The 24951-nt window shown below is 43.6% G+C and carries 39 protein-coding genes; 22 read left to right on the forward strand and 17 right to left on the reverse strand.

Annotated elements, in window-relative coordinates; translation table 11 throughout:
- From L4D12_RS20440 to L4D12_RS20515, 16 genes are all read right to left on the reverse strand, one after another.
- Positions 1–195 (reverse strand): hypothetical protein (locus L4D12_RS20440; RefSeq protein ID WP_428449682.1); only part of this gene is annotated, 195 nt, incomplete at its 3' end.
- A 108-nt stretch (positions 196–303) separates the two neighbouring features.
- Positions 304–723, reverse strand: a complete 420-nt coding sequence (locus tag L4D12_RS20445; protein WP_428449683.1) for a hypothetical protein — start codon at positions 721–723, stop codon at positions 304–306.
- A gap of 349 nt (positions 724–1072) precedes the next feature.
- Positions 1073–1399, reverse strand: coding sequence for a tetratricopeptide repeat protein (locus L4D12_RS20450; protein ID WP_428449684.1), 327 nt, complete (start codon positions 1397–1399; stop codon positions 1073–1075).
- Positions 1400–1454: 55 nt separating this feature from the next.
- Positions 1455–2315, reverse strand: coding sequence for a hypothetical protein (locus L4D12_RS20455; RefSeq protein ID WP_428449685.1), 861 nt, complete (start codon positions 2313–2315; stop codon positions 1455–1457).
- 164 nt (positions 2316–2479) lie between these two features.
- Positions 2480–2842, reverse strand: coding sequence for a hypothetical protein (locus tag L4D12_RS20460; RefSeq protein WP_428449686.1), 363 nt, complete (start codon positions 2840–2842; stop codon positions 2480–2482).
- Between the two features lie 486 nt (positions 2843–3328).
- Complete coding sequence (locus tag L4D12_RS20465; RefSeq protein WP_428449687.1) at positions 3329–3769, reverse strand: hypothetical protein; 441 nt, start codon at positions 3767–3769, stop codon at positions 3329–3331.
- Positions 3770–3771: 2 nt separating this feature from the next.
- Positions 3772–4284 (reverse strand): phage N-6-adenine-methyltransferase, encoded by a 513-nt coding sequence (locus L4D12_RS20470; RefSeq protein WP_428449688.1) that lies wholly within the window; start codon positions 4282–4284, stop codon positions 3772–3774.
- Positions 4277–4510: a hypothetical protein gene (locus L4D12_RS20475; RefSeq protein ID WP_428449689.1), complete on the reverse strand. Its 234-nt coding sequence runs from the start codon at positions 4508–4510 to the stop codon at positions 4277–4279. Before L4D12_RS20475 ends, L4D12_RS20470 begins: the two co-directional genes overlap by 8 nt.
- Positions 4497–4757 (reverse strand): hypothetical protein, encoded by a 261-nt coding sequence (locus L4D12_RS20480; RefSeq protein ID WP_428449690.1) that lies wholly within the window; start codon positions 4755–4757, stop codon positions 4497–4499. The genes L4D12_RS20475 and L4D12_RS20480 overlap by 14 nt, the downstream gene beginning before the upstream one ends.
- 55 nt (positions 4758–4812) lie before the next feature.
- Entirely contained in the window at positions 4813–5592 is a 780-nt protein-coding gene (locus L4D12_RS20485) for a hypothetical protein (protein ID WP_428449691.1), read from the reverse strand.
- Positions 5593–5656: 64 nt separating this feature from the next.
- Entirely contained in the window at positions 5657–7303 is a 1647-nt protein-coding gene (locus L4D12_RS20490) for a lambda-exonuclease family protein (RefSeq protein WP_428449692.1), read from the reverse strand.
- The gene (gene bet / locus L4D12_RS20495; protein ID WP_428449693.1) at positions 7303–8136 is read right to left on the reverse strand and encodes a phage recombination protein Bet; all 834 of its coding nucleotides are present in this window, start codon (positions 8134–8136) and stop codon (positions 7303–7305) included. Before bet ends, L4D12_RS20490 begins: the two co-directional genes overlap by 1 nt.
- Positions 8137–8193: 57 nt before the next feature.
- On the reverse strand, positions 8194–8553 hold the full coding sequence (locus tag L4D12_RS20500; protein WP_428449694.1) for a hypothetical protein: 360 nt from the start codon (positions 8551–8553) through the stop codon (positions 8194–8196).
- 616 nt (positions 8554–9169) lie between these two features.
- The gene (locus L4D12_RS20505; RefSeq protein ID WP_428449695.1) at positions 9170–9532 is read right to left on the reverse strand and encodes a hypothetical protein; all 363 of its coding nucleotides are present in this window, start codon (positions 9530–9532) and stop codon (positions 9170–9172) included.
- Positions 9532–9708: a hypothetical protein gene (locus L4D12_RS20510; RefSeq protein WP_428449696.1), complete on the reverse strand. Its 177-nt coding sequence runs from the start codon at positions 9706–9708 to the stop codon at positions 9532–9534. The genes L4D12_RS20505 and L4D12_RS20510 overlap by 1 nt, the downstream gene beginning before the upstream one ends.
- Before the next feature lie 19 nt (positions 9709–9727).
- Positions 9728–10390 carry a LexA family protein gene (locus tag L4D12_RS20515; protein WP_428449697.1) on the reverse strand — a complete coding sequence of 221 codons (663 nt, stop codon included), beginning with the start codon at positions 10388–10390 and terminating at the stop codon, positions 9728–9730.
- A gap of 109 nt (positions 10391–10499) precedes the next feature.
- Between L4D12_RS20515 and L4D12_RS20520 the strand changes: the two genes are divergently transcribed.
- The 10 genes from L4D12_RS20520 (at position 10500) to L4D12_RS20565 (ending at position 15328) form a co-directional block, all read left to right on the forward strand.
- Entirely contained in the window at positions 10500–10772 is a 273-nt protein-coding gene (locus L4D12_RS20520; RefSeq protein WP_428449698.1) for a hypothetical protein, read from the forward strand.
- Complete coding sequence (locus L4D12_RS20525) at positions 10735–11061, forward strand: hypothetical protein (RefSeq protein ID WP_428449699.1); 327 nt, start codon at positions 10735–10737, stop codon at positions 11059–11061. Before L4D12_RS20520 ends, L4D12_RS20525 begins: the two co-directional genes overlap by 38 nt.
- Entirely contained in the window at positions 11051–11254 is a 204-nt protein-coding gene (locus L4D12_RS20530) for a hypothetical protein (RefSeq protein ID WP_428449700.1), read from the forward strand. The genes L4D12_RS20525 and L4D12_RS20530 overlap by 11 nt, the downstream gene beginning before the upstream one ends.
- Positions 11254–12036 (forward strand): conserved phage C-terminal domain-containing protein, encoded by a 783-nt coding sequence (locus tag L4D12_RS20535; RefSeq protein WP_428449701.1) that lies wholly within the window; start codon positions 11254–11256, stop codon positions 12034–12036. Before L4D12_RS20530 ends, L4D12_RS20535 begins: the two co-directional genes overlap by 1 nt.
- Before the next feature lie 17 nt (positions 12037–12053).
- Positions 12054–12701, forward strand: coding sequence for a replication protein P (locus tag L4D12_RS20540; RefSeq protein ID WP_428449702.1), 648 nt, complete (start codon positions 12054–12056; stop codon positions 12699–12701).
- Positions 12694–13050 carry a hypothetical protein gene (locus L4D12_RS20545; RefSeq protein WP_428449703.1) on the forward strand — a complete coding sequence of 119 codons (357 nt, stop codon included), beginning with the start codon at positions 12694–12696 and terminating at the stop codon, positions 13048–13050. Before L4D12_RS20540 ends, L4D12_RS20545 begins: the two co-directional genes overlap by 8 nt.
- Positions 13050–13637, forward strand: coding sequence for a DUF1367 family protein (locus tag L4D12_RS20550; protein WP_428449704.1), 588 nt, complete (start codon positions 13050–13052; stop codon positions 13635–13637). The genes L4D12_RS20545 and L4D12_RS20550 overlap by 1 nt, the downstream gene beginning before the upstream one ends.
- 35 nt (positions 13638–13672) lie before the next feature.
- On the forward strand, positions 13673–14011 hold the full coding sequence (locus L4D12_RS20555; RefSeq protein WP_428449705.1) for a S24/S26 family peptidase: 339 nt from the start codon (positions 13673–13675) through the stop codon (positions 14009–14011).
- 67 nt (positions 14012–14078) lie between these two features.
- Positions 14079–14399 carry a DUF1364 domain-containing protein gene (locus L4D12_RS20560; protein ID WP_428449706.1) on the forward strand — a complete coding sequence of 107 codons (321 nt, stop codon included), beginning with the start codon at positions 14079–14081 and terminating at the stop codon, positions 14397–14399.
- Between the two features lie 101 nt (positions 14400–14500).
- A complete protein-coding gene (locus tag L4D12_RS20565; RefSeq protein ID WP_428449707.1) occupies positions 14501–15328 on the forward strand; it encodes a DUF6602 domain-containing protein in 828 nt (275 codons plus the stop codon).
- A gap of 97 nt (positions 15329–15425) precedes the next feature.
- On the opposite strand, the gene L4D12_RS20570 is transcribed toward L4D12_RS20565, so the two are convergent.
- Positions 15426–15752 (reverse strand): hypothetical protein, encoded by a 327-nt coding sequence (locus L4D12_RS20570; protein ID WP_428449708.1) that lies wholly within the window; start codon positions 15750–15752, stop codon positions 15426–15428.
- Between the two features lie 497 nt (positions 15753–16249).
- Here L4D12_RS20570 and L4D12_RS20575 point away from each other — a divergent pair, with 497 nt between their 5' ends.
- The 12 genes from L4D12_RS20575 (at position 16250) to L4D12_RS20630 (ending at position 24915) form a co-directional block, all read left to right on the forward strand.
- Positions 16250–16684: a hypothetical protein gene (locus tag L4D12_RS20575; protein ID WP_428449709.1), complete on the forward strand. Its 435-nt coding sequence runs from the start codon at positions 16250–16252 to the stop codon at positions 16682–16684.
- Between the two features lie 43 nt (positions 16685–16727).
- Complete coding sequence (locus tag L4D12_RS20580; protein WP_428449710.1) at positions 16728–17342, forward strand: hypothetical protein; 615 nt, start codon at positions 16728–16730, stop codon at positions 17340–17342.
- Positions 17343–17427: 85 nt separating this feature from the next.
- Positions 17428–18222, forward strand: coding sequence for a TIGR02642 family protein (locus L4D12_RS20585; protein WP_428449711.1), 795 nt, complete (start codon positions 17428–17430; stop codon positions 18220–18222).
- Positions 18223–18319: 97 nt separating this feature from the next.
- Positions 18320–18607, forward strand: coding sequence for a hypothetical protein (locus tag L4D12_RS20590; protein WP_428449712.1), 288 nt, complete (start codon positions 18320–18322; stop codon positions 18605–18607).
- A gap of 123 nt (positions 18608–18730) precedes the next feature.
- A complete protein-coding gene (locus L4D12_RS20595) occupies positions 18731–18976 on the forward strand; it encodes a hypothetical protein (protein WP_428449713.1) in 246 nt (81 codons plus the stop codon).
- Positions 18960–19523, forward strand: a complete 564-nt coding sequence (locus tag L4D12_RS20600; protein WP_428449714.1) for a lysozyme — start codon at positions 18960–18962, stop codon at positions 19521–19523. The genes L4D12_RS20595 and L4D12_RS20600 overlap by 17 nt, the downstream gene beginning before the upstream one ends.
- The gene (locus L4D12_RS20605) at positions 19510–19875 is read left to right on the forward strand and encodes a hypothetical protein (RefSeq protein ID WP_428449715.1); all 366 of its coding nucleotides are present in this window, start codon (positions 19510–19512) and stop codon (positions 19873–19875) included. The genes L4D12_RS20600 and L4D12_RS20605 overlap by 14 nt, the downstream gene beginning before the upstream one ends.
- A gap of 1 nt (position 19876) precedes the next feature.
- On the forward strand, positions 19877–20074 hold the full coding sequence (gene lysC, locus L4D12_RS20610; RefSeq protein WP_428449716.1) for an Rz1-like lysis system protein LysC: 198 nt from the start codon (positions 19877–19879) through the stop codon (positions 20072–20074).
- Positions 20075–20165: 91 nt separating this feature from the next.
- On the forward strand, positions 20166–20339 hold the full coding sequence (locus tag L4D12_RS20615; protein ID WP_428449717.1) for a hypothetical protein: 174 nt from the start codon (positions 20166–20168) through the stop codon (positions 20337–20339).
- Between the two features lie 7 nt (positions 20340–20346).
- Entirely contained in the window at positions 20347–21177 is an 831-nt protein-coding gene (locus tag L4D12_RS20620) for a hypothetical protein (RefSeq protein ID WP_428449718.1), read from the forward strand.
- Complete coding sequence (locus tag L4D12_RS20625) at positions 21170–22834, forward strand: terminase large subunit (protein ID WP_428449719.1); 1665 nt, start codon at positions 21170–21172, stop codon at positions 22832–22834. The genes L4D12_RS20620 and L4D12_RS20625 overlap by 8 nt, the downstream gene beginning before the upstream one ends.
- Entirely contained in the window at positions 22834–24915 is a 2082-nt protein-coding gene (locus tag L4D12_RS20630) for a portal protein (RefSeq protein WP_428449720.1), read from the forward strand. The genes L4D12_RS20625 and L4D12_RS20630 overlap by 1 nt, the downstream gene beginning before the upstream one ends.
- Positions 24916–24951 lie beyond the last annotated feature (36 nt).

Below are 24951 nucleotides of genomic sequence, written 5' to 3' on the forward strand. Positions count from 1 at the left end.
GCTAGATACTTGGAACATTTCCAGCACTTCATTATGGCTGATCAGCTGCGTTGATGATTGGTCATTCAAGCTTGATAAAGATTGAGATGATTGCTCTGGTTCTTTCTCAGATTTAAACTGTGACGGCGTAACGTAACTGTATGATTTAACGCTATAAGAGACGTCTACAGTAGGGTAGTCAGTATAATTGTGCATTTTTTGCTCCTTATTTACGCCGTTACTGATAGACATTGAGGAAGTGCAAATAAATCTGAATCCATTTCAAGCCAGTTTGATTGTGGAAGGGTGATATTGAGAGTTGCGTTATGCTGAGTGACTCTTGCTAATACTATTGTTCCCATGGTCGTTACCTATTATTTCTGTTAATCGCTGTTTACCAGCGTCGTTATACCAAAACGTCTCAATTTGCTTACGGCTATTCGCGGCCTGGTCTAACCGCCATTCACCATATTGATTGGTTTTAAGTTTGTGTTTGTTGGCCACTCTTCCAATTTTTTGAGCGCTACAGCCCAGTTCTTTGGAAATGTCAGTGGCACTAAAGTGAGGGGTAGTGGTTACCGGTATGTTCCAGCCGTTGGCGACAAGAGCATTAATGGCTTTGTTGCTAAGTCGACAATGTGTAAGTAGCACGAGTGCCGTGTCTAACGCGCAATCTTCGCAATAGCATTCCCAGGTAGTGAATGCCACAGCATCGCGTTTTTGGCAGTTTGTGCATGTTGACATAATCTAGGCTGTCCCTGCTGGTATTCATAGAACAGCCTAGTGCATATTGTCGTTGGTGAGCAGGGACTTAGATATTGATATCGAAGGTGATACATTGAGACCTATTGTTGTGCTACCACAAGTAAAGGGCCATGGTGAAGTTCGAAAACACTGGGAATACAGCAAGCACCGAGTAATGATTACCTTTGGGATGCGGGATTATTTTCACTGAAAGACGGATGGATCGCTGTTCAATATCCTAACCCGAAGATTTAGGTTAGGCGTTCTGAATGAACCTCCCTGTGCGGATCCGCATGCAGGTGGTGTGGGGGCTGGAGGGTAAATACCTCCGGCTACCCGATTATGTTCATCAAGAGGCAAGAATCGTTTTAAGCTTTTCTGATGCTATATAACCGTATTCCGTATTAGAATAGTTTTCTTTGATGAAACGGTAAACACCAATTGCTCCATCAATATCATTAATTGCCTCTAGGCTCATACCTTTATAATACAAAATCAGTGCTTTCATACTTTCATCATAATCATACTGACGCATAATTCTATCTGCAATACTGATAGCTTCGTGATAATCTCCATCCTCATAGTTATTCTGAACCCTCATTGCACCACCATCTCTAGCTAGGGAGGAACAACCAACTAAGCCCAACAACATAAAAACAACTAAATACTTCTTCATTATTATCTCTCACAAAATTACGAACATGTAGCCCTGTTATGCGTATAGTACGCAATTACACAGCTTGTTTAAGCCCCCAGTTCAAAGCACGGTATGCCTGTTGCCCAGCCTGATAGTCAAATATAACATTAATTACATTTAATTGACCTATTGCTCGTTTAATACTGTATGCGGATCTAAGAGCATTAAATACTTCTGATTTATCGTTATCCATAGAGAACTTCGTCAAATATTCAAAAGCACCAAAGATACGAGCCGTTTCGTTAATTAACGTATGATAATCTCGAGCGTAATAGAATGTAATACCATCATAAACTAGAGGGACAACATCATTCTGCTCTAACGCAGGCTCTAAATTAATCAAGCGCTCCAACCATGATGTATGGTTGTTCCACTTTCTAACTAAAAGGATTGGGTCATAAGATCCACCTTGATCCATTTGATATAGAACTTCATAACATTCTTTAAACTGTTTATGAAGCGACGCTTTTATTTGAGTAGACAGCCTAGGTTGAAAGTTATCGAATGAGCCATACAAAGCATCATGTGCATCACGTATGTTTGGCACCTGAGTTTTCATTAATTCATTTGCTTCTACGTATTTTTGGAACTCTTCGAGATGCTTAAAATAATTAGTAAAGATATTTTGTTCTGTCGTAACCCGTATTTGCTCAATGGTTAATTTTGAGCGATGGTTTGCTGCTACAAAAGCAGCCCAAGTAGCACATACTGCAAGTAACCCGAGAGGGACTCTAAACACTTCAATTGCAAAATTAAAACCTTGATGAGAAAAATCCCAAATAAGATTAGAGTTAAGTGCAATTGTTGCAGCTGAAACAAAGGATGCAAGCAACAATATCATAACGGGAACGTAGAATAGTCGATCTGCAAATAGCGTTTTAGGTGATTCTTTCATTGAAAACTAGCCTACCAATATAAATAGCCTTACATTTTAGCAAGTTAGTCATTTGATGAAAATACGCATAACGCCTGCCATAATTTGTGCACCGGCACACTTACCAAACCAGCCAAACTTCAGACCAAAAATGCGCAGTAAAACGCATCAAGTTAATGGCTTTGTTAGGTATATTTTTCCCAAGAGTTAGTTTCTGCTATTTTCTGGGGATGCTTCAAATTGGTTTGTATAAAGTTAATTGTATGAACTTTGCTCTCTGGCAAAGCAGGACCTTCATGATGTCCATTACCGCAATATCGAAAACCTGCCTCCCACAATAACTGAGCTGCATACCATTTATTTTTATCTGCTTGTTTAGGCGCGCGAAAATTACGGCCTAAAAAAGCCATTTTACGACCACAATTAGGACATTTATGAACTAGCTCTGATTCGGCTTGCCATGCGGTCCCTGTATTTGACTTTTCAGTGGCACGTCTTTTGAATGCCACTCGACAATCAAAACAAGAAAATTTGTGTAGAAAGTCCATATATACCTAACAGTGTATTAAACAGCATTCTCGCTTTCACGCAGCTGTCGTACTGGTTCTTTCATTACACTATACTCGAAAAAAAAAGGCTATTTTCAATGAGTTAAATCACCAATACGTACAGGTAACTGCTCAATGGATTTGGGCAAAGTAAGTATTCAGATTGAACAATACCTTGTATATACCGAGTATCATGAGTTAAAGTCGTTTATTATCATATAGATATGCATAGATATTCTGTGCAAAACAAGCAATTCCTGTCTCGTTAATACCCAGTAGTGATTGGAGAATAGGCGCATTTTTATTATAACTGTATATATCCACAGTGTGTTAAGGAAAGGTCATCATGGGTTAAGCAGCTGGCATAACTCGACAATAAGCAATATCTCTAAACAATAACGGGGCAGAACCGATTTAAGGTAATCTGTCAGATTCTAGTAGTCAAATTGTGACTTAGAGACTTAGAACTGACAGATTGAGTCCTAATTAAGCTTCAACAGTTATCACCGTTTTATCCTCAATCACCAATCGGCATCCGCCTGGATGGGGTATCTTCGCGACACCAATGCCGTATGTGTTGATCATTGCTAAAGTCGAGTCATTGAGTATTTCACGTTCAATCTCAGAAATATTGATGCCTTTCACTCGCTCCAAATAGCGCAATATTGCATGCTCAGTAATGACGGGGCTTGATGTCAGCCTTTCTATTCTTCCCTGAACATGGGAGAGTCTCGTGCGGATTAATTGCTTTTCGTCTTCGTCACCTTCGATATGAAGCTTGCAACGTAATGAGCTTTTTAACGAGAGCAGGCGTTTCAATTTGCCACCCTGTGTCTTTAGCGGTTTGGTGTTCTTTTTATTACGCTGGAATTTCTGTTCATTAATGATGATAGCTTCATCATGTAGTGCAATATCATGAACGCTCATGGCTAACCTCTCAGTAAAGTCGCTCTATCCACATAGTTGGTTGCGATAGGGCAGTCGTTATACGGTGCCCAGATTAATGCTTGAGAGCCTTTGTTATTGCCACTAACGGGCATCCCTGTTGCAGCACTGATGAAGGCAAGTCGGCCTCCGGTGACAATGATGTTTTGTGCAGCGGTCTGTATTGCAGTCTTGAACCAGCCAACGGATTGATCCGCTGGGACTAGCATGACACAGCCAATACCGCGTTTGTTTTGCGAGGCAGTTTGTTTAACCCATGGGCCAATATTCGAATAGGGCGGATTGCACCAAACGTAACTCAAGGGCGGTACATCCCAGTCCTGATCAAGTGCGCTGTTTTCTTCTGAGTAAAAATGCTTACATAATGTATTTTCCGCACTGGCTGCGATGTCAGCGCTAAAAGCAAATTTACGATTGAAGTAATTGAACACAGGCGGTGGGGTACGCCAGAGATCACGATGTTCAGGGGGTGTTTTACTTCCAGTGTAATCACTCATGCCGTTCTATCCCATTTGCCGAATAAGCGAGCCGATGATTCACAAGTGCCCATGGTGTCCGTGGGTGAGGCAATTGGTTTGAATGGATCAATATGATGACTTGGTTACCGCAGTATTGAACATCGATGGGGGTATTGCGTTTGCGGTACATTTCTATGATTGAACCGGCTTCTTCTCTGGCGAGGGTTTGCAGGTTCAGCGATTCTTCCATATCAGACTGTTTCATAGAACGACTTCCGCCTTGAGTAGTTAGCATCACCATATTCGCTGAGTGCTTCAGCAACGTTTCCTGCATCAAGCATGGCCCGATAACGAATGAAAAACATTGGGCTTGTGATCCGCTCAAGTTCGTTCTTAAGTCTGGTCGCCTGAGTAGCACTTTCTCCCCATGGGAAGTTGGCAATTATTCGGTCTCGAATTACAACGGCTAGATTGCGTTGCTTGGTAGTGTAGCCTTTAAATTTTGCGGTCATGGTCGTTACCTTTTGTGGATATGAGCCCATTGGTGAGATGGGCTCAATTAGTGGTTTAGTCTTCATTCCACTCGTATGAGTTATCTATATCAAGACCATCAACATCTAAATTGTCACCTTCTTGCATGTTATTAAATGCCTCTAGGTAGTCACCTAAGTCAATAACAGAGCCTGCTGCGTACAAGTGAAATACCGTTGATTCAAAATTGTGTTTCCATGTTTTAACTTTTGCTGTGTCAGTATTGCCGTAATGCCTCATATCAAAACCAACAACTTTATGAGTACTGATATCTACCTTAATTGAGCACTCGCAGTCTTTGGTCTCTTTAGCTTGTCCACTTGAATAGCTATAACTGCTTTTCTCATATTCATCGTCGAATCCAATCGTTATGTATTTCGCGGAATAACCTTCAGCACGGTTAAAACAGACAGCAAAACGACCAGAACTATCACTGTCGTAATCACTTTTTGACTTACGAAGGTCTTCAATTAATGACTCAAGACTTACTTTTGCATCAGCGACGGGCATGATCTCTTTAAGCATGTTATCTATTTGCTCAAAGGTGGGGCGTTCAGTGTGGGCTTTGAATCGTTCTTTTATGGTTACTGTAAGCCAGTGGTTATAGTTGGTGAAATTAAGCTCATCAAGATTGAGCATCATTTTCTCTTTAAGTGCCTTTTCAAAAGACTTTCCGAAGTCAGAGTAAGAACGGAACATATCCGTAATTTCTCTCTCAATGGTTTCAGTTATTTTCTTTTCAATTGATTCCTTTAATGAGTCGGAGTTAAGTGCCGTTGTAACTGCATTTAATGCGATTTTTTCTAGATCTAACATGGTCGTTACCTATAAAAAAGGCCCAACGTGAGGGCCTTACTTGAGTGATTAAAATTCGCCGAGGTTAAGCGGCAGTTTCAGATAGCGTACTTATGGCGTATTCATAGCCTGACCAGTTCTCTACACCTGCGCTTTCAAGCGCGGTTAATATCGCGTCGCGCTTGCGTAGATAGCTGGCTTCTTTGGCCGTGATTTGCACCATTTGAATTGGCTTTATCTGTGATGTAGCAAGGGCTGGATTTGAGGCCACTTGCTCAAAGGCTGTCTTACCTTTACCCAGTGCGGCAGTGATTGCCGGCGAGCGTTCCGGCTCCGGTTCATTAAGCTGCTTGGTCTCAGCTTCTTGTTGCTGGCGAATTTTAGCCAAGGCTTCTCGCTGTGCTTTTGCTTCTTCCTCTGCTCGAATGCGTGCGCGTTCTTCTTCAAGCCGCTTGGCTTCGGCCTCTTTATGAATTGCGATACGAGAGGTGAGTAGGGCGCTGAAGTCATCAGCATCTTTGAAGCAAATCGTTGCCCAGTCATTCATTAAGAATTGATATTCGGCATGCATACCCAGTTGAACAAGGTTTACTTTGGCTTTGTTCGCAATCAAATCAAGCTCAACCAATGCCTGAGAAATTGCTGTTTCTGCGGCAACTTCTAGCGATTTAACCGTCTTCTTGCCTTTCATGGCATCCAGAACAGATACGCTAGGGGCTGGCATTATTGCTTTAATTTCCCGCGCTAACTCAGCGGCATGCTGTTGAATCTTCGCGTTGGCATCGGTAAGGATTTGCTTTCGAATTTCTTCTTTACGCGTTTTAACTTGCTTGTCGGTAGCAAGCCGAGCCTGGCGAATTTTCTCCCCGATGAATTTCAGGTCTTTGACAAAGGCATCGATGCTTTGAACTTCACCAAGAACCTGTTCAGAGAGATTCTTAATTTTATCTTCGGCACCTTTGAACACCTTCACTAGCTGTTCTGCATCAGCAAAGTCTTGGTCTGTCTCAATTGGCTGCTTTGATTTTTCAACCAGCTCAACGGCGGCTGCTCGGAATACATCAAGGTTAGAGTTCAGCGTTAAGCCGTTCATCTGGTAGGTGACTGCTGGCAAATCGCGGACGGGTTCCGCTTCAATGACTGGGCTATCTATCGTGACGGTGTAACTGCTTAAATCTGATTGGAACTGCAACCATCCGGCAATCAGTTTCTCGCGGCGCTCAGGAATAGAAACATATTCACACGATGCAAAGTTATCCGGCGTACCGTCACTACAAACAAAGATGGCCTTCTCTGCGCCGGACACTAACAGCTGTTGTTCAAGCTGCCAGAAGTAATGCGGCTCAAGGTCGTTGCTCAGTACGCGCTCATACAATTTCTTATTGAACAGCTTATGCTCAAATACCACATCTTCCAGCATGGTGATGCCGTCGAATGATGCGAGCATCCAATCGAACTCATCACTGATTGCAGTGGCGGGGTAAAGCTCATCGCCAATGATGTTTTCAACTAAAGGACGGGCTGACTCTTCAGCGGCGTGACCTTTAGCAAAAATCGTTTCTTGATAGCTGCTGACTTCCGGCGCAATACCCGTTGCTTTGAGTTTTAGTAACTCATCACGACTTTGGTATTTTGATTCGCCCATAGCCGCAGGGGCTTCACTCGCTGTGAATTTAGTGGCGCGCAAAGCTAGCCATTCTGGTGTTCCTTGCTGGACATTAATGATTTCCATTATGCGACCTCCTGAGCGTCGGTGATGTGGCAGTTATGAAGAGCTTGTTTCTGTGCTTCACTCAATACACCTTTTGATTCGATCATGGTGATTAACTGCTGCGATGATTTCTTACCTGATTGGATGACGTTGGCCCACTTGGTGAAGTTGGTATCAAAGTCTGATGCGGGGTAGTGCTTAATAGTTTGCTGCTGGGGAGTAATGTCTTTTTCGGTTGGGACAAACTCCTTACCCTCCATTTCTTCAGCGGTTGGCGCTTGACCAATATCCGGCCACGCTTTGCGCAGTGCTTGAGCTTCTGCGCATTTGGCTAATTGCGCATAGGGCCGCTTTTTCCACATTGCATTCGGGGCTGTAGCATCACGGCCTGCGGTAGCGTAGTTTTCAAGCCAATATTCTTTGGCGCTGAATGACACGATGCGATCACCAATTAACTTGTGAACGGTGTATTTACACCACTCAGGAAATTGGTAGTCGTTTCCGTCAAGCGTTGAAGTCATCGATGGGCCAAACTCAGGTTCATCGGCTCCGGCATAAGTACCAGAACGGTCGGCCTGAATTCGGTAAAGGCCAATGCCGGGCATGACAACATCACGCCATTTTGAACTTCCAGTGGCGGCATCCTTTACTGACATTGGCACCAAGTGGACGGGTTTAAGCAGAATGTCGAGGTTACGTGAAATGCAGTAATCAACCGCCATCAGGATTGATTCATCACGAGCGCCAGGGAACACACTGTTTTGTAAAGCCGCCCAAGTGGATTGGTCTATTCCTCTTTGGGCGACAAGGGGGTATTGCTGTTCGAAAGCAGCAACTTGATTGGTATTTTGCATGGGTCGTTACCTTTGGTGGGCATCCTCAAAGCGCTCTGAACGCTTTACTAATGAAGGTTAAAAGCCAGCGGCAGCAATGAATGCTTCGCTTTTGTATTCTTCAATTTCCTTGTTGAACGTTTTGAGGATGTTGGCTGCATTGGCATCAATGAACTCATCAAAAGCGTCCTTGGCAAATTCTTGGAATCCCATGAGGGATAGGAGGGTATTGCTGGATTCACATTTGGCCGTTAATGCGAACTTAACCAGGGCATCAGCCAGTTTTCCATCATGTAGCTCAACGTAGAAAGTGGTGAAATCTGAGAGTGAAAGGCCACACCATTCACGGTTATGCATGATGCGCTGGCTTCCATGAGCTAAATATTGCTCTAGTGCTTTAGTATGTTCGCTAGGGACTTGCTTAAAGATGTCTTTCATTAGATAATTCCTTGGATTGTGTGTCTTTCTGAGGATCGGCAATCAGGCTGTGGTCGTTCTGCGATGACCATGGTCGTTACCTTTGGGTGGGGTTCTTGGTCGTTCTCCACCTTGGCTGTTGTTTCTTGGTCGTTACCGCAGCCCAAACTGGCCCGCCTTGCGCGGGCTTTTTTGTATCTCAAAGAAAACTGATTTCAATTCCCTTTGAGATACTGCCCCGAAGAGCAGATCCCGTTACCTTTGGTCTTTCTTGGTCGTCTTTACCAAAACACTCAATACTGAGCGCTTCAGTAAAAACCCTCTGTTCACCCTTGTCTTATCGAGGAAGTAAGACGCCTCCATTTTGGCGGGCTAGCCTTGATTACTGTCACGCAAAGTCTCGTTGCGAGCGTGAACCAGCGCCATCAAGACACGGCGCGAAACTTAAGTTATAGAATCCAGCGATGTTAAAGAGCGCGGCGACATCAAAGTGTCGCTCCATGACGCAAATGTAACTTTGGTTACTCTGTAAGTCAATACCGGTTCGACAAAAAAGTTACGATATATTTGTGTGCGACACTAAAGTGTCTGCTTGGGGTAAAAAAAAGCACTACCGAAGTAATGCTTTTTATTGTTATTAAAAATGAGGAATTAGATGATTCAATGTATCGTATTCTTCTTGCCAATTAGGCGCTATCTCTGAAAATATCGAAAGGAATTGGAACGCAACTTCTTGCTTTTGCTCTCGATTGTTCATATCGATGTCGAAATTATCCATAAATTCATCATTTAATGCATAAATTAAACTTTCGTAGGTCTTCATTACGTTTTTCATTCGTGATGTTTCTGTTGAAAAAAGACCTTCTTTTTTTATTAATTTACTTGTGCTAACAAGTAAATCCTGAGCATACCTAGATGATGATGGATAGTGCTTAGATAAGATGCTTAACTTATCATAATCGGTCATGCTATTGGCATTGTTAGGATGTATTGTAATCATCAATAATCCCCCTTATCTGTAGGAAAGGGGCCGTCATGACGGTTTTTCCATCCAAGTGACACTATACCAACCAAAAAAACAGCAATGGCAATTTTCCAGTTAAAAGAAAAAAATGCGATAGGAGTTCCGATCAAAATAATAAGCATTGGAATACTTAATGAATCATCTTTTTTCATAGTCACTTATCCATAAAAACTACAATGGTTTTAGGTGGGCAATAACGGTTCCAAGAATCGTGCAATTACCATTTATTTTTAAATATCTAAGATCTGATGGATAATCAGGATTTAGTGCTTTGAGATACTTTTTCCCATCAATGATCTGTAGCTGTTTAAATGTGGCTTCGCTCATATCTTCCAATTGAGCAACGACATATTTATCGTTTATGGCATCAACGAGTTCAGGGTCAACAAAGATAATGTCGCCCTCTTCGAATCTATTCATCATCGAGTCACCTTTAATCTTAAGGGCATAGGTCAAAGATGAACATTTAACAGGACATGGATACGACTCAATATCATCAGACTTAAATTGGTCAGCTAGTGGTGTCCACTCACCGGCTTGCACCCAGTTGATAACGGGAACAAATTTATATACAGGTGGACCATTAGATATATTTGATTGTATCGTGGGGTCATTTTCATCCCCAGACCCATTAAGTAGCCATTGAGGTGGGCATTTTAGTGCTTTTGCTAGAGCAAACAGTGTGTCAGCACGAGTACTTTGAGTTAAACCTTGTTCGATCTTGCTAATACTTACACGTGTTATCCCCGCTTTAGAAGCTAATTGGTCCTGTGTTAAATTAAGCTCATCACGCTTTCGCATCAGTCGTTGACCGAACGTCTCTCTCGTATTCATTGGATACTCTTATTGATAACAATCCTTGATATATCATATTCGATTTCCTTGTAACTTAAGGTACGACACGGTAGTATCGTACCTTAAGTATCATAGGACTGTGGTTAATATGACTTTAATCGAGGTACTCATTTCAAAATATGGAAACGTCACTAAAGCAGCTCAAGCTTTTGGTGTTAGCCACGTTGCCGTTGTTAAGTGGCGTAAAAATGGGGCTCCGCTTCATATCGCTTTGTTATGCCATATAAGCAAAGACATACCTTACATCTTTAATCCTAGTGATTATGGCGTAGATGAGAAGGCCCTTAATTTGAATTTAAAAACGACCAAAAAGGTAACGACCAATGACCACACTAAGCACATTCGAAAAAACGCTGCTTAAAACCGTTGCAGAACGCCGCAAGATTGGGAAACCAGGACTGAGCCTAGATTTGATCCGTGATGCTCAAGTTAAAATTCGATTTACTGACTCTGAGCGTGAAGTTGTCAAAAAGATTGCTCAGTCAGCAGCAGACACTACCGAAGCGCAGTTTGTCTACACGCTGGCCATCTCGGCAGTACGGGACATGATGATCGCTGATCCGCAAATTGCTGAGCAAATCAAAACAGCCTTAATTCATGAAGGCATCAGTATTCCAGATTGGATGAGTGAGCTTTGTCATGGTTGTTAAATTGAACCCTAACGTTGATCTGAATAACGCTGATGCGATTATTAATATTGCGGCTCGTGCTGTGGCTGAACGCCGCGGCATGAGTATCGCTGTAGCTCGTAACTTATTGATGCTAGGGACTGAGCCGACAAGGGAGAATGCAATACTGTTCTCTCGTCAAACCACGTCTAGCGTCAAGGTGGAGGTAGCATAATGTCAATGCTCCTCATGGTTAAGGCTATGCAAATCAAAGTGGGTAATCCGCTTCGTAAGCTAGTCCTTATCAAGCTAGCAGATAATGCTAATGATCTTGGTGAGTGCTGGCCGAGTTACCAGCACATTGCTGATCAGTGTGAAATTGGCAGAAGTACGGTTAGAAAGCACATTAAGGATCTGGAATCTGCGGGTTTGCTTCGTGTAGAAAACCGTAAAGGTGGCCCAAAAGGCAACATTTCAAATGTGTACCATCTGACATTGGATAACCCATTAGCTGTGTCACCAGGTAGCACAGGGGGTGTAGCACCAGATAGCATAGCTGTGTCACCAGATAGCACAGGGGCTATAGCACCAGATAGCACCAGAACCAGTCACTCTTTTGAACCAGTCATAGAACCTAAAGATCATTTGTCGAGCAAGCCCGACGATATCAAATCTGACCCGCCCAAATTGGATCTCGCCAAGCAGGTGATCCAACACTTGAACACGGTGACCGGAAGTAAATACCAAGCATGCAAATCAAACGTGAATCCAATCTCAGGACGGTTGAGCGATGGCTATACCGTCGAAGAGCTGTGCATGGTGATTAATCACAAGCAAATCGAGTGGGGCAACGATGGGAAAATGGCGCAGTACATGAGACCAAGCACGCTGTTCCAACCAAGCAAGTTTGCTGGGTATCTTCAGGCTGCAAAAATCGCAGTCATGCGGCCAGGTGATCGACCAGTCACCCTCGCAGATTTTGACGATACCACCTGGGGCCATGACCTCGGACTTTAACGACCAAAGGTAACGACATGAAAAATATCGCAGAAATAACTGAGCGTATGAAGATTTCACGCCAGCCAGATCCGAAACAGGCAGTAAATCAAATTGATGAATTTGCTATGCAGAACATCAATCAAATATTCAAAGAGCTGTGCGCAATTTTGCCAGCTTGGCGTAATCATTTGCGAACGGCTGATGAGTTCAAAACAACTCGCGCCGCATTTGCGAAGGGCATGATGGAAAACGGCATCGTCAACATGTCGCAAGTTCACCGAGGCTTAACCATGGCTCGCCAGCAAGAGAGTGACTTTTTCCCGAGCGTCGGCAAGTTTTGTGGTTGGTGCAAGGATGATCAATGGCAAGAAGCATTCCAGCGCATGATCCGGCGTGAGGCCCCTCAGTCGTTAGCTGAAAAGAAAACCCGCAGAGAGATCAGCTGGGCGGTCCAAAACACCCTTTCAGCATGTGATGCTGAGAAGAAGTTCAGGGTGGTATTTACCAAATATCAGGGACTAGAAAGGGCCGGATTGTTAACCGAGTTACCACAACTGCCAGCGCGTAGTTGTGTGAGTGAATTCGACAAGAAACGCAATGCTAACAATGTTCGGCCAGAGCAATTTAACAAGGGTTCGGTGTTTGCACGGATCGCACTACGGGGGATGACACACCATGAGTGATTTTTTTACTGATGCTGAAATTACTGAAATGAAGCGCGTACTGGCAGTTAATGGTTTCAACTCGCTATTACGGTTGATTGTATTGCATGACAAGGGGATCGAAACCACGGTATCGGCCCGTAGAGCGCTAGGCAATTATTGCTCTGCATCTGGTTCAACGATGAAAGGGTGGGAGAGTACAGGACTTAATGGTGTCTTTGCTGATCGCGCTTTGGAGTTTGCCGAAGCTTACCCATTTGTCATGTCAAAGCACCAATTGTGTCCGACAAAGGTTATTGCTGAGCAATGGCTGAATTACGATTTGGGGAATTCTAAAGTGAAACCAGCCCTTAGAACGTTGGCGGCATAATGGCACGAATTGCATTGGTTAAAGCTCAGGGCGGGGCGCTTGTCCCGCTCACTGACGATGATAAGGCGTTCATCGACAAAAAGCGTATTGGCTCTGTGTTGGAGTGCGACTTTAAAACGGTTCGTAATCCAATCTTTCACCGTAAATACTTTGCGCTATTAAACCTCGGGTTTGACTACTGGAATCCAACCGGCGGCACTGTGTCGCCAGCTGAGCGCGGGTTATTGATGCGTTTTGTGAAGATGCTGGCGCAATACGGCGGGGAGTTACAAACACTTCAGGATGTTGCCAGTGGATACCTTGATCACTTATCAGCGAATCGGGCCAATATCGAAACCGAGAAGTCATTTGAGGCATACCGTAAATGGGTAGTGGCTGAAGCAGGATTCTATGATGTGGTGATCTTGCCTGATGGTATTACGCGGCGAGAGGCCAAAAGCATTCGGTTTGCGAAGATGGACGATAACGAGTTTAACGAGCTGTATAAGGCTTCGTTCAATGTGCTGTGGAATAACATTCTGAATGGGTACTTTGAGTCTGAGCAAGAAGCGGAGTTGGCTGTACATCGATTGATGGGGTACTTATGATAAAGGCTATCTGCTACCCATAAATCGAGATAGTTATGGCTTTTCCACCTCCTACTCACGGCTATGAAGAAAAGCCTATTGGCGACAGTGTTATGGAGTATCTGCTACCTAGGCCAACTGTCACAACAACGAAGGCACCAAATAGCCTTAGTGTTGCTGGTATTGATGAAGGTGATGTTCTTACCGTAGAACCGCATAGAACTCCGGCGAATGGCTCAATTGCGTTAATCGAAAAAGACGGGGAGTTGTTTGTGGTAAAACTGCGTTGGCACCAAGGGAAATGGTTCGCCCAAACAGACTCAAATCAAGGGGTGGTTACAGAAGACATCAACTATGTGGCCTTGGTACGAACCGTCATTAAATCTCAGCTTTAACTCCTTCCTAAATTAATCGTGATGGCCTTTTGTTTTGCACAAGAGGTCATTACAACAGGTGGTAAAAATGGCATTCAAAGAACCTGCGCTGCGCAGTGATAAATTGCGCAAGGCAGCAAAAGGACAGCAGTGCGCAGTTCAGATCATTGGTGTGTGCAACTTTAACCCTGAAACGGTAGTGTTGGCGCATTTACCGATTAATACCCATGGGATGGCGTATAAGAGTGATGATATATGGGCCGTTGATTGTTGTTCGAGTTGTCATGATGTGCTGGATGGACGAGTCAGGTTTGAATGGCTGCCTGGGGAGAAAGAGCAATACATGCTGAATGCGCTGCATGTGACGTTGATGCGGAGGGTGAGGGATGGGGTGATCTCCATTGAATGAGTTAGTTGCAACCTATTGATTTGATAAGGATTGAATTTTATTCGAGGCAGATATACAGTAGCTATCGATAAATTCCAGCTGCCAATTTAGGAAGAAAAATTGTGAGTAGTCGTATATTCAAGTCGTTAGCTAAAGATCGTATTCATAATTTAAAGCAAGCATATGAGACATCACATTCAGTTTTTTGGGATGAAAAAAAGCTTAGGCTGATTCATCCTGGTGAGTATGGCGAGTTTCGAGAAAAAGCAGTTAAAGAGTTGATTGAATTATTTATCCCTCAAAATCTGAAAGTTTCGGAAGGATTCATAATCACAAGTAATGATGATGTTAGTACCCAATGCGATATCATCATTTATGACCCGAATTCATGCCCTAAGCTTACGGATGCAGCACATCAGAAGTTTTTTCCAGTTGAGTGTGTTATTGCCGTAGGTGAAGTGAAATCAGAGATTAGAACGCAATCTGAATGCACGAAAATCATATCTAAATTGGCAGAAGTAAAGAAAATAAGAGAAGGAATCCCGAAGGCATCGCCATATAGAAGTTATAAAAATAGGCCATTTGAACCGGCTTTATGTCCTTTTGATCAGATTTATACATTTGTCATAAGTAAGTCATTACCGATGATGCCACTCGATGGTTACAGCTATGATGGCGATATAGAGTATAGGCATATGCATAATATATTAGTTGGAATTGATAGTGGTCATGCATGTTATACATCCGGGGCATTGGATAATCTATGCTACCCTCAAATGGCATGTGATAAATACCCACAAGTTTGGCGAGATTTGGAAAATAATGATAACGAATTGCTTAGTAATTTTGGGGTGTTTTTAACATCATTGTTCGACCATTGTCAAAGGGCTACTTTGTTAGATGTTGATATTTCAAGATACTGTTCAGATAATCTTGTTGAAGAACCATAGGCTTCATTCGCGTAGTTATTAATACGGAAATAAAAAAGTCTGCAATATGCAGACTTTAGTTTTGTGCTTTAGAATATATTAATTACTACAAAATAAATTAATCTTCAAACCACTTGAAAATACCATATCCGATCGCAGCAACGGCGGCAACTGGAGCAGCGGCAGTAATAATTGCACCAGCTGCCATTCCGCCACCTACAGCACTACCGATAGTCGCCATTCCTGATGCAATTGCTGCACCTCCAGCCGTACCTGCGGTACCTGCTGTTGCAGCTAATGCAGCGCCTGTAGTCCCAGCTGTTGCAGACATGATGGTTGCGGCAGAGCCGCCGACAACTGCTGATGCCGTTGAGGCAGCTGTTGCCCCTGTAGCTACAGCGCCAACGCCACCAACAATCGTAGATTTTTTAATTTGTTTACTCATAGTAAGTCTCATTTTTTAAAAAAGTTGAGAATCAACTTATGGAAGTAATTTAAAACTCTGCAGTGCAAATGTAGAGTTGTGCTTACTTAAAATCTCGTTATCGTCACACTTTTTATATGATTAAGATGCTGATAAATAAAGATAATCAATATATTTAACCAGTTCTTATCGACTGATGTGGATTTACTTAACGGATGATAAACATATACGAAGTTGATGCCTTGATGTATAGATGTTAATAATGTGAAATAGTGTGGGTATGGTTGCAAATATGTGAGGTATCTGTTTGTTTTACAATGAAATGTAATAGAAAAGACTGGTGAGTAAACTATCTTTTTAGTATCGTCCTGATAAGCCTTGCTGGATGATGCTGATTTTCCCTTAGTATTTAAGTGAAATGGCTCAATAAAAAATATCAAACTAGTAGTGTTATTAATTTTTTGATATGGAAAAATATATTTAGCAGGTTAAATGTGTGTTTTGTTGGGGTTGATAATATGGAAGACATGAAAAGTTTATTAATCGGCGTTGTTGGCGGTTTTTTGGTTTTAGCTATTACGTATGCATTCAGGATGTATCGAACTAAAACATTGAAAAATGATATTGAACTACTAGACCTTGAAATCGAAACGTTGGATAAAATGAAACGGTCAAGTGTTGAAATGAATAGGGCATCGTTTCGGGGGTTATATGCATTGTTGTTTTTATTTGGGTTGATTAATTTAATAGAGAAGAGCTTGACTTATTTCGCTATTGAAGAACTTACAAATGCGAGCAAAATAATTAACATTAGTCTTTGGTTTTCTTTTTCATATTTGGCGTTTCTATGGTGGCAAAGATATGGGATGTTACGAGATTACTCCAAATCTAAAGATAAGCTTCTTGGAAAGAAGCAGAAGAAGGAAAACGCTCTTAGTAAGTTGGTGCCATAGAGATATATGATGATTGTTATTAATTACGGTTCCGGAGAGTTACATGCAATTTTCAGATAGTTTCACATTGATTTATCAAGAAAGCTGTGATGATTCAACCATTCAAGAATTTATAAATGATTTGAATGGTAATGGAGTGTCAAGCACGACTGTTATACAGAATCATAAAGGGCTTATTAATTGTCCTGAATTGTTCATTCCTACTATGATTATTGCTGGAGTGTCTGCTGGGTTTCTCAATGAGGCAGGGAAAGAATTATTTCAATTGTTTAAGGCTAAATTGGGAAGCTTTACTACTAAAACAATGAAAAGGCCACGCATTGAACCAGTTTTATATGGTGTTGGGGGAGTTAGGAAGTCAGATAATCCATATTCATTGGTATTTTCAATTTGTGCAAAAGCAAAAAATGATCGTGAATTTAAATTATTGATTCCAAAATATAATGTTGATACTAACTATAATGAAATTGTAAGTTCATATTTGGATTTTTTATATTACTATAATGAAGGGGTAATAAGTGAAATTGATATAGGACTAGATTTGTCACGAGTTCAAATAATAGGTGCGGCATTTGTTCACTTTAATACCGATACAAAAAATATAGAGTGGGTTGACTACCTACCGAAAGATGTACGTGAAAGGATGACGCCAAATTAAAGAACCCACCAATGCACTGTCTCTTTGAATCCCTCCTCCCGCGTTACCATGTACTCAGCATAGTTAAGTGAGTACATGGAACCTTATGAGCCGAGCAATTGAACTGTTAGCACGTATGCACGAAGTCCGCAGTGTGACTGCTGACGAGCGTGGCCGCCAAACCCTTACAGGTGATGTCATTCTGGCGGTCTTTGGCCGAGTACAGCACAAGATGCCACTAGGCATGGATCTACTCATGGCAAAGTACGTCCATGATGCTCATGCCGCTGGCCGTATTGTTGATAATGTAACTCAATGGGTGAGTGATGAACCCATTAAGCGTAAAGACCTGGCAATAGCACTAGGCTGTGTTGCATTCGATGTGTTCTGCGATAAGCCGGTAGCCAGCCAACACCGACAATTAACCGCATTATGGCGTAAATACAGTGACCAGGCTAAACGCAGCAACAAGCTGGTAAAGCGTTGGCAGTGTCAGGTAAAGAACCTGCAGCGAGAGCTAGACCTCTGCGATACAAAATCAGCTCACGTTCGAACGGTGAATCAGATTAATGAAATTGAAGCGCTGATCATCAAAGAACACCGCCGATTAGATGAGTATGCCCAATGCCAGGGGCGCACATATTCAGTATGTCCACGCTGTGCGGGTACTGGGATTTACGCGGTCGCACAATGCCCATCATGTATTGGTCACGGTGTACTTGCGCCAACAGTGGATAATGTTCGCCAGCATTTGCGTCATATCGGATTAGGGCGGGTAAGCGAGAAGCTGTGGAGTATTGAGTTAAAGCCGTGGTTTGAGAAGTGTCTGGGTAGGATGTACGTTGAGTCCGGTGATGCGGCAAGAATGCTATCTGAAGAACTGCATAATGAGAAAGATTAGACAAATAGCCTAACTAATTGCCAATTATCAGTTTTAGTTTCGCTGTGTACGGGTAAAATACCGCTACCAATAAGGGATTATCGAATTAGGAGTTTTTGTGGCTAGACGTCAATCAAGTGCCGAGCGTTATGGTCAAATGTTTGCTGAATTAACCGATACAAATTGGAAGTTTGGCGCAGGAATAACAGCTATTTTTCTTACGGTAACTATTTGTCTGACTCTATGGATTGTTAGCTACCTTCCTACGCAGCAAATAACGTTAGAGCCACTGGCAACCATCATGAATATATTACGACCATTCATGTTTATCTTTCCTCTGGTAGTCGCTGGATTAACATTCATTGCTGGTTTTAGGACGATGAAATCCTATAAGAACTCTCATTGATTTGAGTGGTAAATCCCGCAGGATAGGGCGTCTTGACTCTGCCCTAAGCTAAGGTAATCTAGACCCATCATGTGAAGCTGCACCCGAAAGGGATGCGGCTTTTTTTATGCCTGGAGAAATGGAATGATTGCCAAAGTCACAATGCTAGCAATGCTGTCTGCAACATCGACAGCTGTTTATGGTGTAACAGAATCTCTTACTAGTCCAAGAAGTATGATGAGCAGCTCCATCAGCCAGTTTATACAAGGGGATTTTACTACCTACACATCGGATGTTGTTGCTCTTATAGCTTTGGCATTCAACGCGGTCATTATTACGTGGAAGATCCGTTCGTATATTGCGGCTCGAAAGTATGCCAAACACCAATAAGCTATACAAAGCCCTGTTAGTCGCAGCAGTCGCCCTAACGGGAGCCTTTGAGGGATATCGAAATACCTCATACCAAGACAGTGGCGGGATATGGACCGCCTGTTACGGTGAAACGTTGGGCATTGAACAGGGCGATCAGTTCACCAAGGCACAATGTGATGCCATGTTCGGTAAGTCACTGCAAAAGCACAACACGCCACTCGAATATATTTCCCAGCAACTCCCTCCACACGTTCACCTTGCTTCACTGGATATGGCCTACAACATCGGTACGGGCAACTTTAAGCGCTCAACGCTGTATCGCTATCTGCAGAACGGGGACTATCCGAACGCGTGTATGGAAATACCACGCTGGCGGTATGTGACTATCGACGGGAAGCCGAGAGATTGCCGGGATCCACAGTGGAATTGCCGAGGGATTATCACACGTAGGGAAGTGGTCTCTCAGTTATGCCTGGGACAACTCTCAATCAATGATGCTCTGGCTCGCTTGGGCCAGCTGCCATTAGATGCGCAAGTGATGGAGGCGATAGGTGCTACTCAATAAGGCTAAGACCATATTGATCATCTCTCTAGTGGCGTTCTCTGCATGGATGGTACTTAACAACCAATGGCAGGAGGCCTCAATTGACGGGCTAAAACAGGAAATGGCCACATTAGCCCTACAGCTCAGCAGTGTAGAGTCCATCAAAGACAGCCAATCCAAGCAAATTGCGCAGTTAGTCAAAGAGCGCAGTGAGCTATCAAACCTATTAAGCGCAAGAACGGAGAGCCAACACCGTGAAAGGGAAAAGCTTAATAGCGATATACAGGCACTCAAGGCCGCGTTATCCCGCATTGAGTGTTTTGATACTCGCTATCCTGAGTCTGTTATTAAGCGGTTGCACCAGTCCTACTAAGGTGATCACCAAAACAGAAACCATATACGTCCTACCGCCAGCCGGTTTAATCATTCAATGTCGCAAACCCCAACTAACCGCAACAACCCCAGAACAGCTACCCATCGATACCCTAAAACTGAAATCAGCATTACGTGAGTGCGCACAATATGCTGATGACTACCTCAAATGGCGTAAAGACAAAGATAAGCCAGGTTAGGTACCCAATAGCGCACAGTACGAATAGACATTACAAATGGCACTTACGAGTGCCATTGATAATGTTCCCTAACTATCCCTCCGAAGAAGCTATGACAATAAAAAACAAAACAGGACGTGTTGCTGAAGTTATCAAGCAGCGCGGGAAAGTTGCGCGTCTCGCATTGGCTAATGGCGCAATAGTGGAAGTAGCCGCAAGCCATAAGGTAAAGCCCGGTGATTGGGTAGTAGAGGGAGAGTTAAGTAGAGAGCTGGTAAGTAAGTAGTAATGATATGGCAAACGACTGGACTCAATTACAACAGCAGTTCCTAGCTGATAACGATGCGACTGGTATCACTGCGAAGGAGTGGTGCGAGCAGAATGGGCTCAAGTATCAATCTGCGCGTCGTTATATCAAAGTGCGCACTGCGCAGACGAATAAAATGCGCAATGCGCAAACGGAGACTGCGCAATCAAAGAAAGTGCGCAATGCACGAAAGAGCAAAGGGAATAAAGATTCGGTAAATAAACTGACTCTGTCTAACTCTGAGCCTGCCCAGAAAACGAAACGCAAAGGAAAGGAGAGCTCAGAGAAGTTTAGAAAAGGTAAGCCAGGCAATCCTAATCCTTCCTGTAGTTTTGAACCTGGTAATCAACATGCACGTAAACATGGTGGTTATTCAGCACGTTTTGACGATACCTCGTTATTTGATGAAGCGGCGGAAATGTCACTTCATGCAGAGTTAGAGCTTTGTCGCGCTAGAGCGTTGAACTGCATCGATACCATGAAGCGGATCCGCGGTGATTTGGTGCAGGCTGAAACCGTTGAGCAGCGGATCGAACTCTATAACGCACTCACATCTACGGAACAAGCATTGGATAGGAATGTTGTCCGTATTGAATCCATAACCAAAACACTCTCATCCATTCGTATTGATGTCGTTAATGAGCAAAAAATCATGAAAGATACTGATCGCATAGAAGCGTCAACAATCAAGCTGCGCCTTGAAGCTGACAAACTGGGCAAAGAAGGGAAAGCGTCGTTAACACCATTGAGTGAAATGGTTTCTGACCTGCAAGTGACGGGCTTTAATGGCTTGCTGGGAGAGATGGACAATGACTGAGCAGGAACAGTGGGACTTCATTAAAACTCGACTGAGCAATAAGTGGTGGCGGTTAAACAATCTATACAAGGTTGAGAATGAAGACGGTGAATTAGTCACCTTTAAGCTGCGACCTGCTCAAGCGTTGCTGTTTAAGAAAATGAGCCATAAGAACATAGTGCTTAAGGCGCGCCAGCTTGGTTTCTCAACCGCGATTGATATTTACCTGCTTGATGAGGCGCTGTTCAACAGGAACATCAAGTGCGGCATTGTGGCGCAAGACCAAGGCGCAGCGGGTGAAATCTTCCGAACTAAAATTGAAGTGCCATTCGATAACCTTCCTGAATGGTTGAAGGCTACCTTTCCGATTAAAGCGCGACGAGCGGGGGCAAAGGGTGGTTATATTCTCTTTGAACATGGGTCATCCATTCAGTGCGCGACATCTTTCCGTTCTGGTACCGTGCAGCGACTTCATATTTCAGAGCACGGCAAAATCTGCGCTAAGTATCCGCAAAAGGCCAAAGAGGTTAAGACCGGTACCTTAAACGCCATTCACCAGAATGCTATCTGCTTTATCGAATCAACGGCAGAAGGTGTAGGTGGTGATTTCTACGCAATGAGCATGCGTTCGTTAGATTTGCTCAATTCTGGCGCCGAAATAGGAAAGCAAGATTATAAGTTCCATTTCTTTGCCTGGTTTCAGGATCCCAAATACGCATCTAAAGTGCCTGCATCCGGTCTCGTTCAAAGTAAATATCACCAGGACTATTTTGCTGCTGTTGAATCAACAATGAACGTCACAATAAGTGATGAGCAGAGACAATGGTATATCAAGAAAGAGAGTGAACTTGGCGATGAAATCAAGCAAGAGTTCCCGTCAACACCTCAAGAAGCGTTCCTGACTTCTGGCCGTCGTGTGTTTGATGCCATCAGAGTGATGAACGCTGAGGCAGCAACAACCAAACCACTAATTATCTATGATATTGAGCCCGTCACAGGCAAACGCACGAAAGCACAATCGATGCGTGATGCAGATGGTGAAGCATTACAGCGTAACTTACTCAATATGCTTTTGGTTTGGGAACTACCAGACCCAGATGAAGAATACGCAATTGGCGTCGATATCGCGGAAGGCTTAGAGCATAACGACCGCAGCAGCTTTGATGTCGTTAAGAAAAGCACAGGTGAGCAAGTGGCGCATTGGTTTGGCTATCTCGATGTTGAACTGCTGTCTTCATTGGTTCGCTATGTCGGCAAAATGTATAACCTGGCCTTCGTTGGCCCAGAACGTAATAACCATGGTCATGCATTTATTCAAGCATTCCGCGATATCTATCCTATCCGCCGGATTTACCAAGAACAGTACATCGATCGAGACAATGATAACGATACGCCAAAGCTCGGTTGGCTAACCACCAAGCAATCAAAGCCGATCATCATTGAAGGGCTGAAAGGATTGCTGCGAACCCAATCAAGCGGTATTCGCTGGGTTGGAACCATATCAGAACTGAATACCTATGTTTACGACTCCAAAGGCGCAATGAATGCTCAAACTGGTTGCTATGACGATCAGTTGGTCAGCTATGCCATTGCTCAAGAAATGCGAGCGCGTATGCCAGAACGAATTAAGCGTGATGATTATCAACGTCCTAAAGACAAACATTGGATGAGCTGTTGATGAGTAAAGTAAAAAAGGTCGATCAAAGTAAGCTACTCGAAATCATGGCGGACATCGATGCTCAGCCTGATTGGCGTTCTTCTGCAAATAAGGCAGATGCGTATTATGATGGCGACCAGATGGAAGCTGAGGTGCTGAAAACGCTGAAAGAACGCGGCCAGCCAATAACCGTGCAGAACCTGATCAAGCCTGCGATTAATGCCGTCTTGGGTATGGAAGCCAAGACGAGAACGGATTTACTTGTTGTTGCGGATGATCCTGATGAGCAGATGGAATTATTGGCCGAGGCGATAAACGCTGAGTTTGTGGATGCATGCCGATTAGGACGGCTGGATAAGGCTCGCTCTGATGCTTACGCTTCCCAGATTAAGGCTGGAATAGGTTGGGTTGAAGCCTATCGAAATCCCGATCCATTTGGTGCTAAGTATAAAATTAGCAATGTTCCAAGAGATGAGGTCTTTTGGGATTGGTTATCAACTGAGAGCGATTTGTCTGATGCACGTTGGTTAATGCGTCGTCGGTGGATTGATTCCGATGAACTAATAACTTTGATGCCGCATAAGGCAGAGGTCATCACCAATGCGGTGAACAATTGGCATAACTTTGTCGATGTGGATCATATGGAGGGTTTGGATCCGAACTTAGCTAACGGCTATAAAGAATATCAGTCATGGTCGCGCAGTGATTCAGAATGGCTCAGTGCTAACCGTAAGCGTATCCGATTGCAGGTTATTTACTATCGTAGCTATGAGCGAAAGCCTGTGATTGAGCTGTCTGATGGCCGTGTTATTGAGTATCTGCCAAATAACCTAGCGCATGCAACGGCAGTTGGTATGGGCAAGGTACAAATGCGATTAGCGCAAATAAGCCGTATCACTGAGACTTGGTATGCCGGACCTCATCATTTAGGGGATCGTGCTTGCTCAGCTCCTCAAGGCATGTTCCCGCTTGTTCCTTTCTTCGGTTATCGAAAGGGCGCATCGGGTGAACCCTACGGCATGATTGCTGGTTCAATTAGCGCACAAGATGAAGTTAACTTCCGACGCAGTAAGCTGACTCAATTGCTTCAGTCACCTCTTGTCATCATGGATGAAGATGCCACTAACATGAGTAGGCAAAGAGTCATGGAAGAGGTTGAAAAGCCTGGCGGTGTAATTACTCTTAATCCACAGCGCCGCAATCAAAAATCAATGAACGAAGTCTTTCAAGTTCGGCGTGAGTTAGATGTTGCAAGCCAGCAATTCCAAGTCATGCAGGACTCGATGCGCCATGTTCAAGATGTCATGGGTGTCTCACCTTCTTTTCTTGGGCAGGAAGAAGGGCAGAAGTCGGGTGTTGCGATAGCTAACCTGGTTGAGCAAGGGGCGACAACGCTGGCTGAAATCAATGATAACTACCGGTTTAGTTGCCAATTGGTCGGTGAATTGATCCTTGGCTACCTCCTAGAAGATATGAAGCAGCGTAAGAATGCGCCTATTGTCATCAACCGTGATGACAAGCTAAAGCGTAAGACCGTTGTTATCAACGAGGAAACGCCAGAGGGAATGAATAATGATATCTCTCGCATGCGGGCTCATATCGCACTGGCACCGATTCAGCAGACCTCAGCATATAAGGCGCAGCTGGCTGAGCGCATGATGCAGACTACGGCTTCACTGCCTCCGCAAGTTCAATCTGCTGTTATTGATCTGGTACTAGAGCTCACTGATGTACCAAATAAGGCCGAGTTTATGGAACGTGTTCGTGGGGCGCTGGGTGTTGGTAAAGATCCAGAGGACATGACAGCAGAAGAACAGCAGGCGAAGCAGGCACAGCAGCAACTAGAACAAGAGCAGCAAGCGTTAATGATGCGCGAACTATCGGCCAAAGTAACTAAGCTCGAAGCTGAAGCCCAGCGTGTAGCAGCCTTGGCCAATAAGGAAACTGTTCTAACGGATAGTCAGCGTTATTCAGATGCCAAGATGCAGGCTGAAACAGGGAAGATCTTGCAGGATATGGAAAAGATCAGTCAGGAAGTCGGGCAGATGAAGCAAGCGGTACTGGAAAACCTTCAGCAGCAAATTGATGCGATTCAGTTGTGATATAAAAAAGAGGTGTTAAATACACCTCTTTTTTGT

Origin of the sequence: Photobacterium nomapromontoriensis (assembly GCF_050336815.1) — a bacterium.
Classification (GTDB): domain Bacteria; phylum Pseudomonadota; class Gammaproteobacteria; order Enterobacterales; family Vibrionaceae; genus Photobacterium; species Photobacterium nomapromontoriensis.

Bases quoted from the DNA above. Each gene is read 5' to 3' on its own strand.
- L4D12_RS20445 (WP_428449683.1), bottom strand. From the start codon at position 723: ATGTCAACATGCACAAACTGCCAAAAACGCGATGCTGTGGCATTCACT.
- L4D12_RS20450 (WP_428449684.1), bottom strand. From the start codon at position 1,399: ATGAAGAAGTATTTAGTTGTTTTTATGTTGTTGGGCTTAGTTGGTTGT.
- L4D12_RS20455 (WP_428449685.1), bottom strand. From the start codon at position 2,315: ATGAAAGAATCACCTAAAACGCTATTTGCAGATCGACTATTCTACGTT.
- L4D12_RS20460 (WP_428449686.1), bottom strand. From the start codon at position 2,842: ATGGACTTTCTACACAAATTTTCTTGTTTTGATTGTCGAGTGGCATTC.
- L4D12_RS20465 (WP_428449687.1), bottom strand. From the start codon at position 3,769: ATGAGCGTTCATGATATTGCACTACATGATGAAGCTATCATCATTAAT.
- L4D12_RS20470 (WP_428449688.1), bottom strand. From the start codon at position 4,284: ATGAGTGATTACACTGGAAGTAAAACACCCCCTGAACATCGTGATCTC.
- L4D12_RS20475 (WP_428449689.1), bottom strand. From the start codon at position 4,510: ATGAAACAGTCTGATATGGAAGAATCGCTGAACCTGCAAACCCTCGCC.
- L4D12_RS20480 (WP_428449690.1), bottom strand. From the start codon at position 4,757: ATGACCGCAAAATTTAAAGGCTACACTACCAAGCAACGCAATCTAGCC.
- L4D12_RS20485 (WP_428449691.1), bottom strand. From the start codon at position 5,592: ATGTTAGATCTAGAAAAAATCGCATTAAATGCAGTTACAACGGCACTT.
- L4D12_RS20490 (WP_428449692.1), bottom strand. From the start codon at position 7,303: ATGGAAATCATTAATGTCCAGCAAGGAACACCAGAATGGCTAGCTTTG.
- bet (WP_428449693.1), bottom strand. From the start codon at position 8,136: ATGCAAAATACCAATCAAGTTGCTGCTTTCGAACAGCAATACCCCCTT.
- L4D12_RS20500 (WP_428449694.1), bottom strand. From the start codon at position 8,553: ATGAAAGACATCTTTAAGCAAGTCCCTAGCGAACATACTAAAGCACTA.
- L4D12_RS20505 (WP_428449695.1), bottom strand. From the start codon at position 9,532: ATGATTACAATACATCCTAACAATGCCAATAGCATGACCGATTATGAT.
- L4D12_RS20510 (WP_428449696.1), bottom strand. From the start codon at position 9,708: ATGAAAAAAGATGATTCATTAAGTATTCCAATGCTTATTATTTTGATC.
- L4D12_RS20515 (WP_428449697.1), bottom strand. From the start codon at position 10,390: ATGAATACGAGAGAGACGTTCGGTCAACGACTGATGCGAAAGCGTGAT.
- L4D12_RS20520 (WP_428449698.1), top strand. From the start codon at position 10,500: ATGACTTTAATCGAGGTACTCATTTCAAAATATGGAAACGTCACTAAA.
- L4D12_RS20525 (WP_428449699.1), top strand. From the start codon at position 10,735: ATGACCACACTAAGCACATTCGAAAAAACGCTGCTTAAAACCGTTGCA.
- L4D12_RS20530 (WP_428449700.1), top strand. From the start codon at position 11,051: ATGGTTGTTAAATTGAACCCTAACGTTGATCTGAATAACGCTGATGCG.
- L4D12_RS20535 (WP_428449701.1), top strand. From the start codon at position 11,254: ATGTCAATGCTCCTCATGGTTAAGGCTATGCAAATCAAAGTGGGTAAT.
- L4D12_RS20540 (WP_428449702.1), top strand. From the start codon at position 12,054: ATGAAAAATATCGCAGAAATAACTGAGCGTATGAAGATTTCACGCCAG.
- L4D12_RS20545 (WP_428449703.1), top strand. From the start codon at position 12,694: ATGAGTGATTTTTTTACTGATGCTGAAATTACTGAAATGAAGCGCGTA.
- L4D12_RS20550 (WP_428449704.1), top strand. From the start codon at position 13,050: ATGGCACGAATTGCATTGGTTAAAGCTCAGGGCGGGGCGCTTGTCCCG.
- L4D12_RS20555 (WP_428449705.1), top strand. From the start codon at position 13,673: ATGGCTTTTCCACCTCCTACTCACGGCTATGAAGAAAAGCCTATTGGC.
- L4D12_RS20560 (WP_428449706.1), top strand. From the start codon at position 14,079: ATGGCATTCAAAGAACCTGCGCTGCGCAGTGATAAATTGCGCAAGGCA.
- L4D12_RS20570 (WP_428449708.1), bottom strand. From the start codon at position 15,752: ATGAGTAAACAAATTAAAAAATCTACGATTGTTGGTGGCGTTGGCGCT.
- L4D12_RS20575 (WP_428449709.1), top strand. From the start codon at position 16,250: ATGGAAGACATGAAAAGTTTATTAATCGGCGTTGTTGGCGGTTTTTTG.
- L4D12_RS20580 (WP_428449710.1), top strand. From the start codon at position 16,728: ATGCAATTTTCAGATAGTTTCACATTGATTTATCAAGAAAGCTGTGAT.
- L4D12_RS20585 (WP_428449711.1), top strand. From the start codon at position 17,428: ATGAGCCGAGCAATTGAACTGTTAGCACGTATGCACGAAGTCCGCAGT.
- L4D12_RS20595 (WP_428449713.1), top strand. From the start codon at position 18,731: ATGATTGCCAAAGTCACAATGCTAGCAATGCTGTCTGCAACATCGACA.
- L4D12_RS20600 (WP_428449714.1), top strand. From the start codon at position 18,960: ATGCCAAACACCAATAAGCTATACAAAGCCCTGTTAGTCGCAGCAGTC.
- L4D12_RS20615 (WP_428449717.1), top strand. From the start codon at position 20,166: ATGACAATAAAAAACAAAACAGGACGTGTTGCTGAAGTTATCAAGCAG.
- L4D12_RS20620 (WP_428449718.1), top strand. From the start codon at position 20,347: ATGGCAAACGACTGGACTCAATTACAACAGCAGTTCCTAGCTGATAAC.
- L4D12_RS20625 (WP_428449719.1), top strand. From the start codon at position 21,170: ATGACTGAGCAGGAACAGTGGGACTTCATTAAAACTCGACTGAGCAAT.
- L4D12_RS20630 (WP_428449720.1), top strand. From the start codon at position 22,834: ATGAGTAAAGTAAAAAAGGTCGATCAAAGTAAGCTACTCGAAATCATG.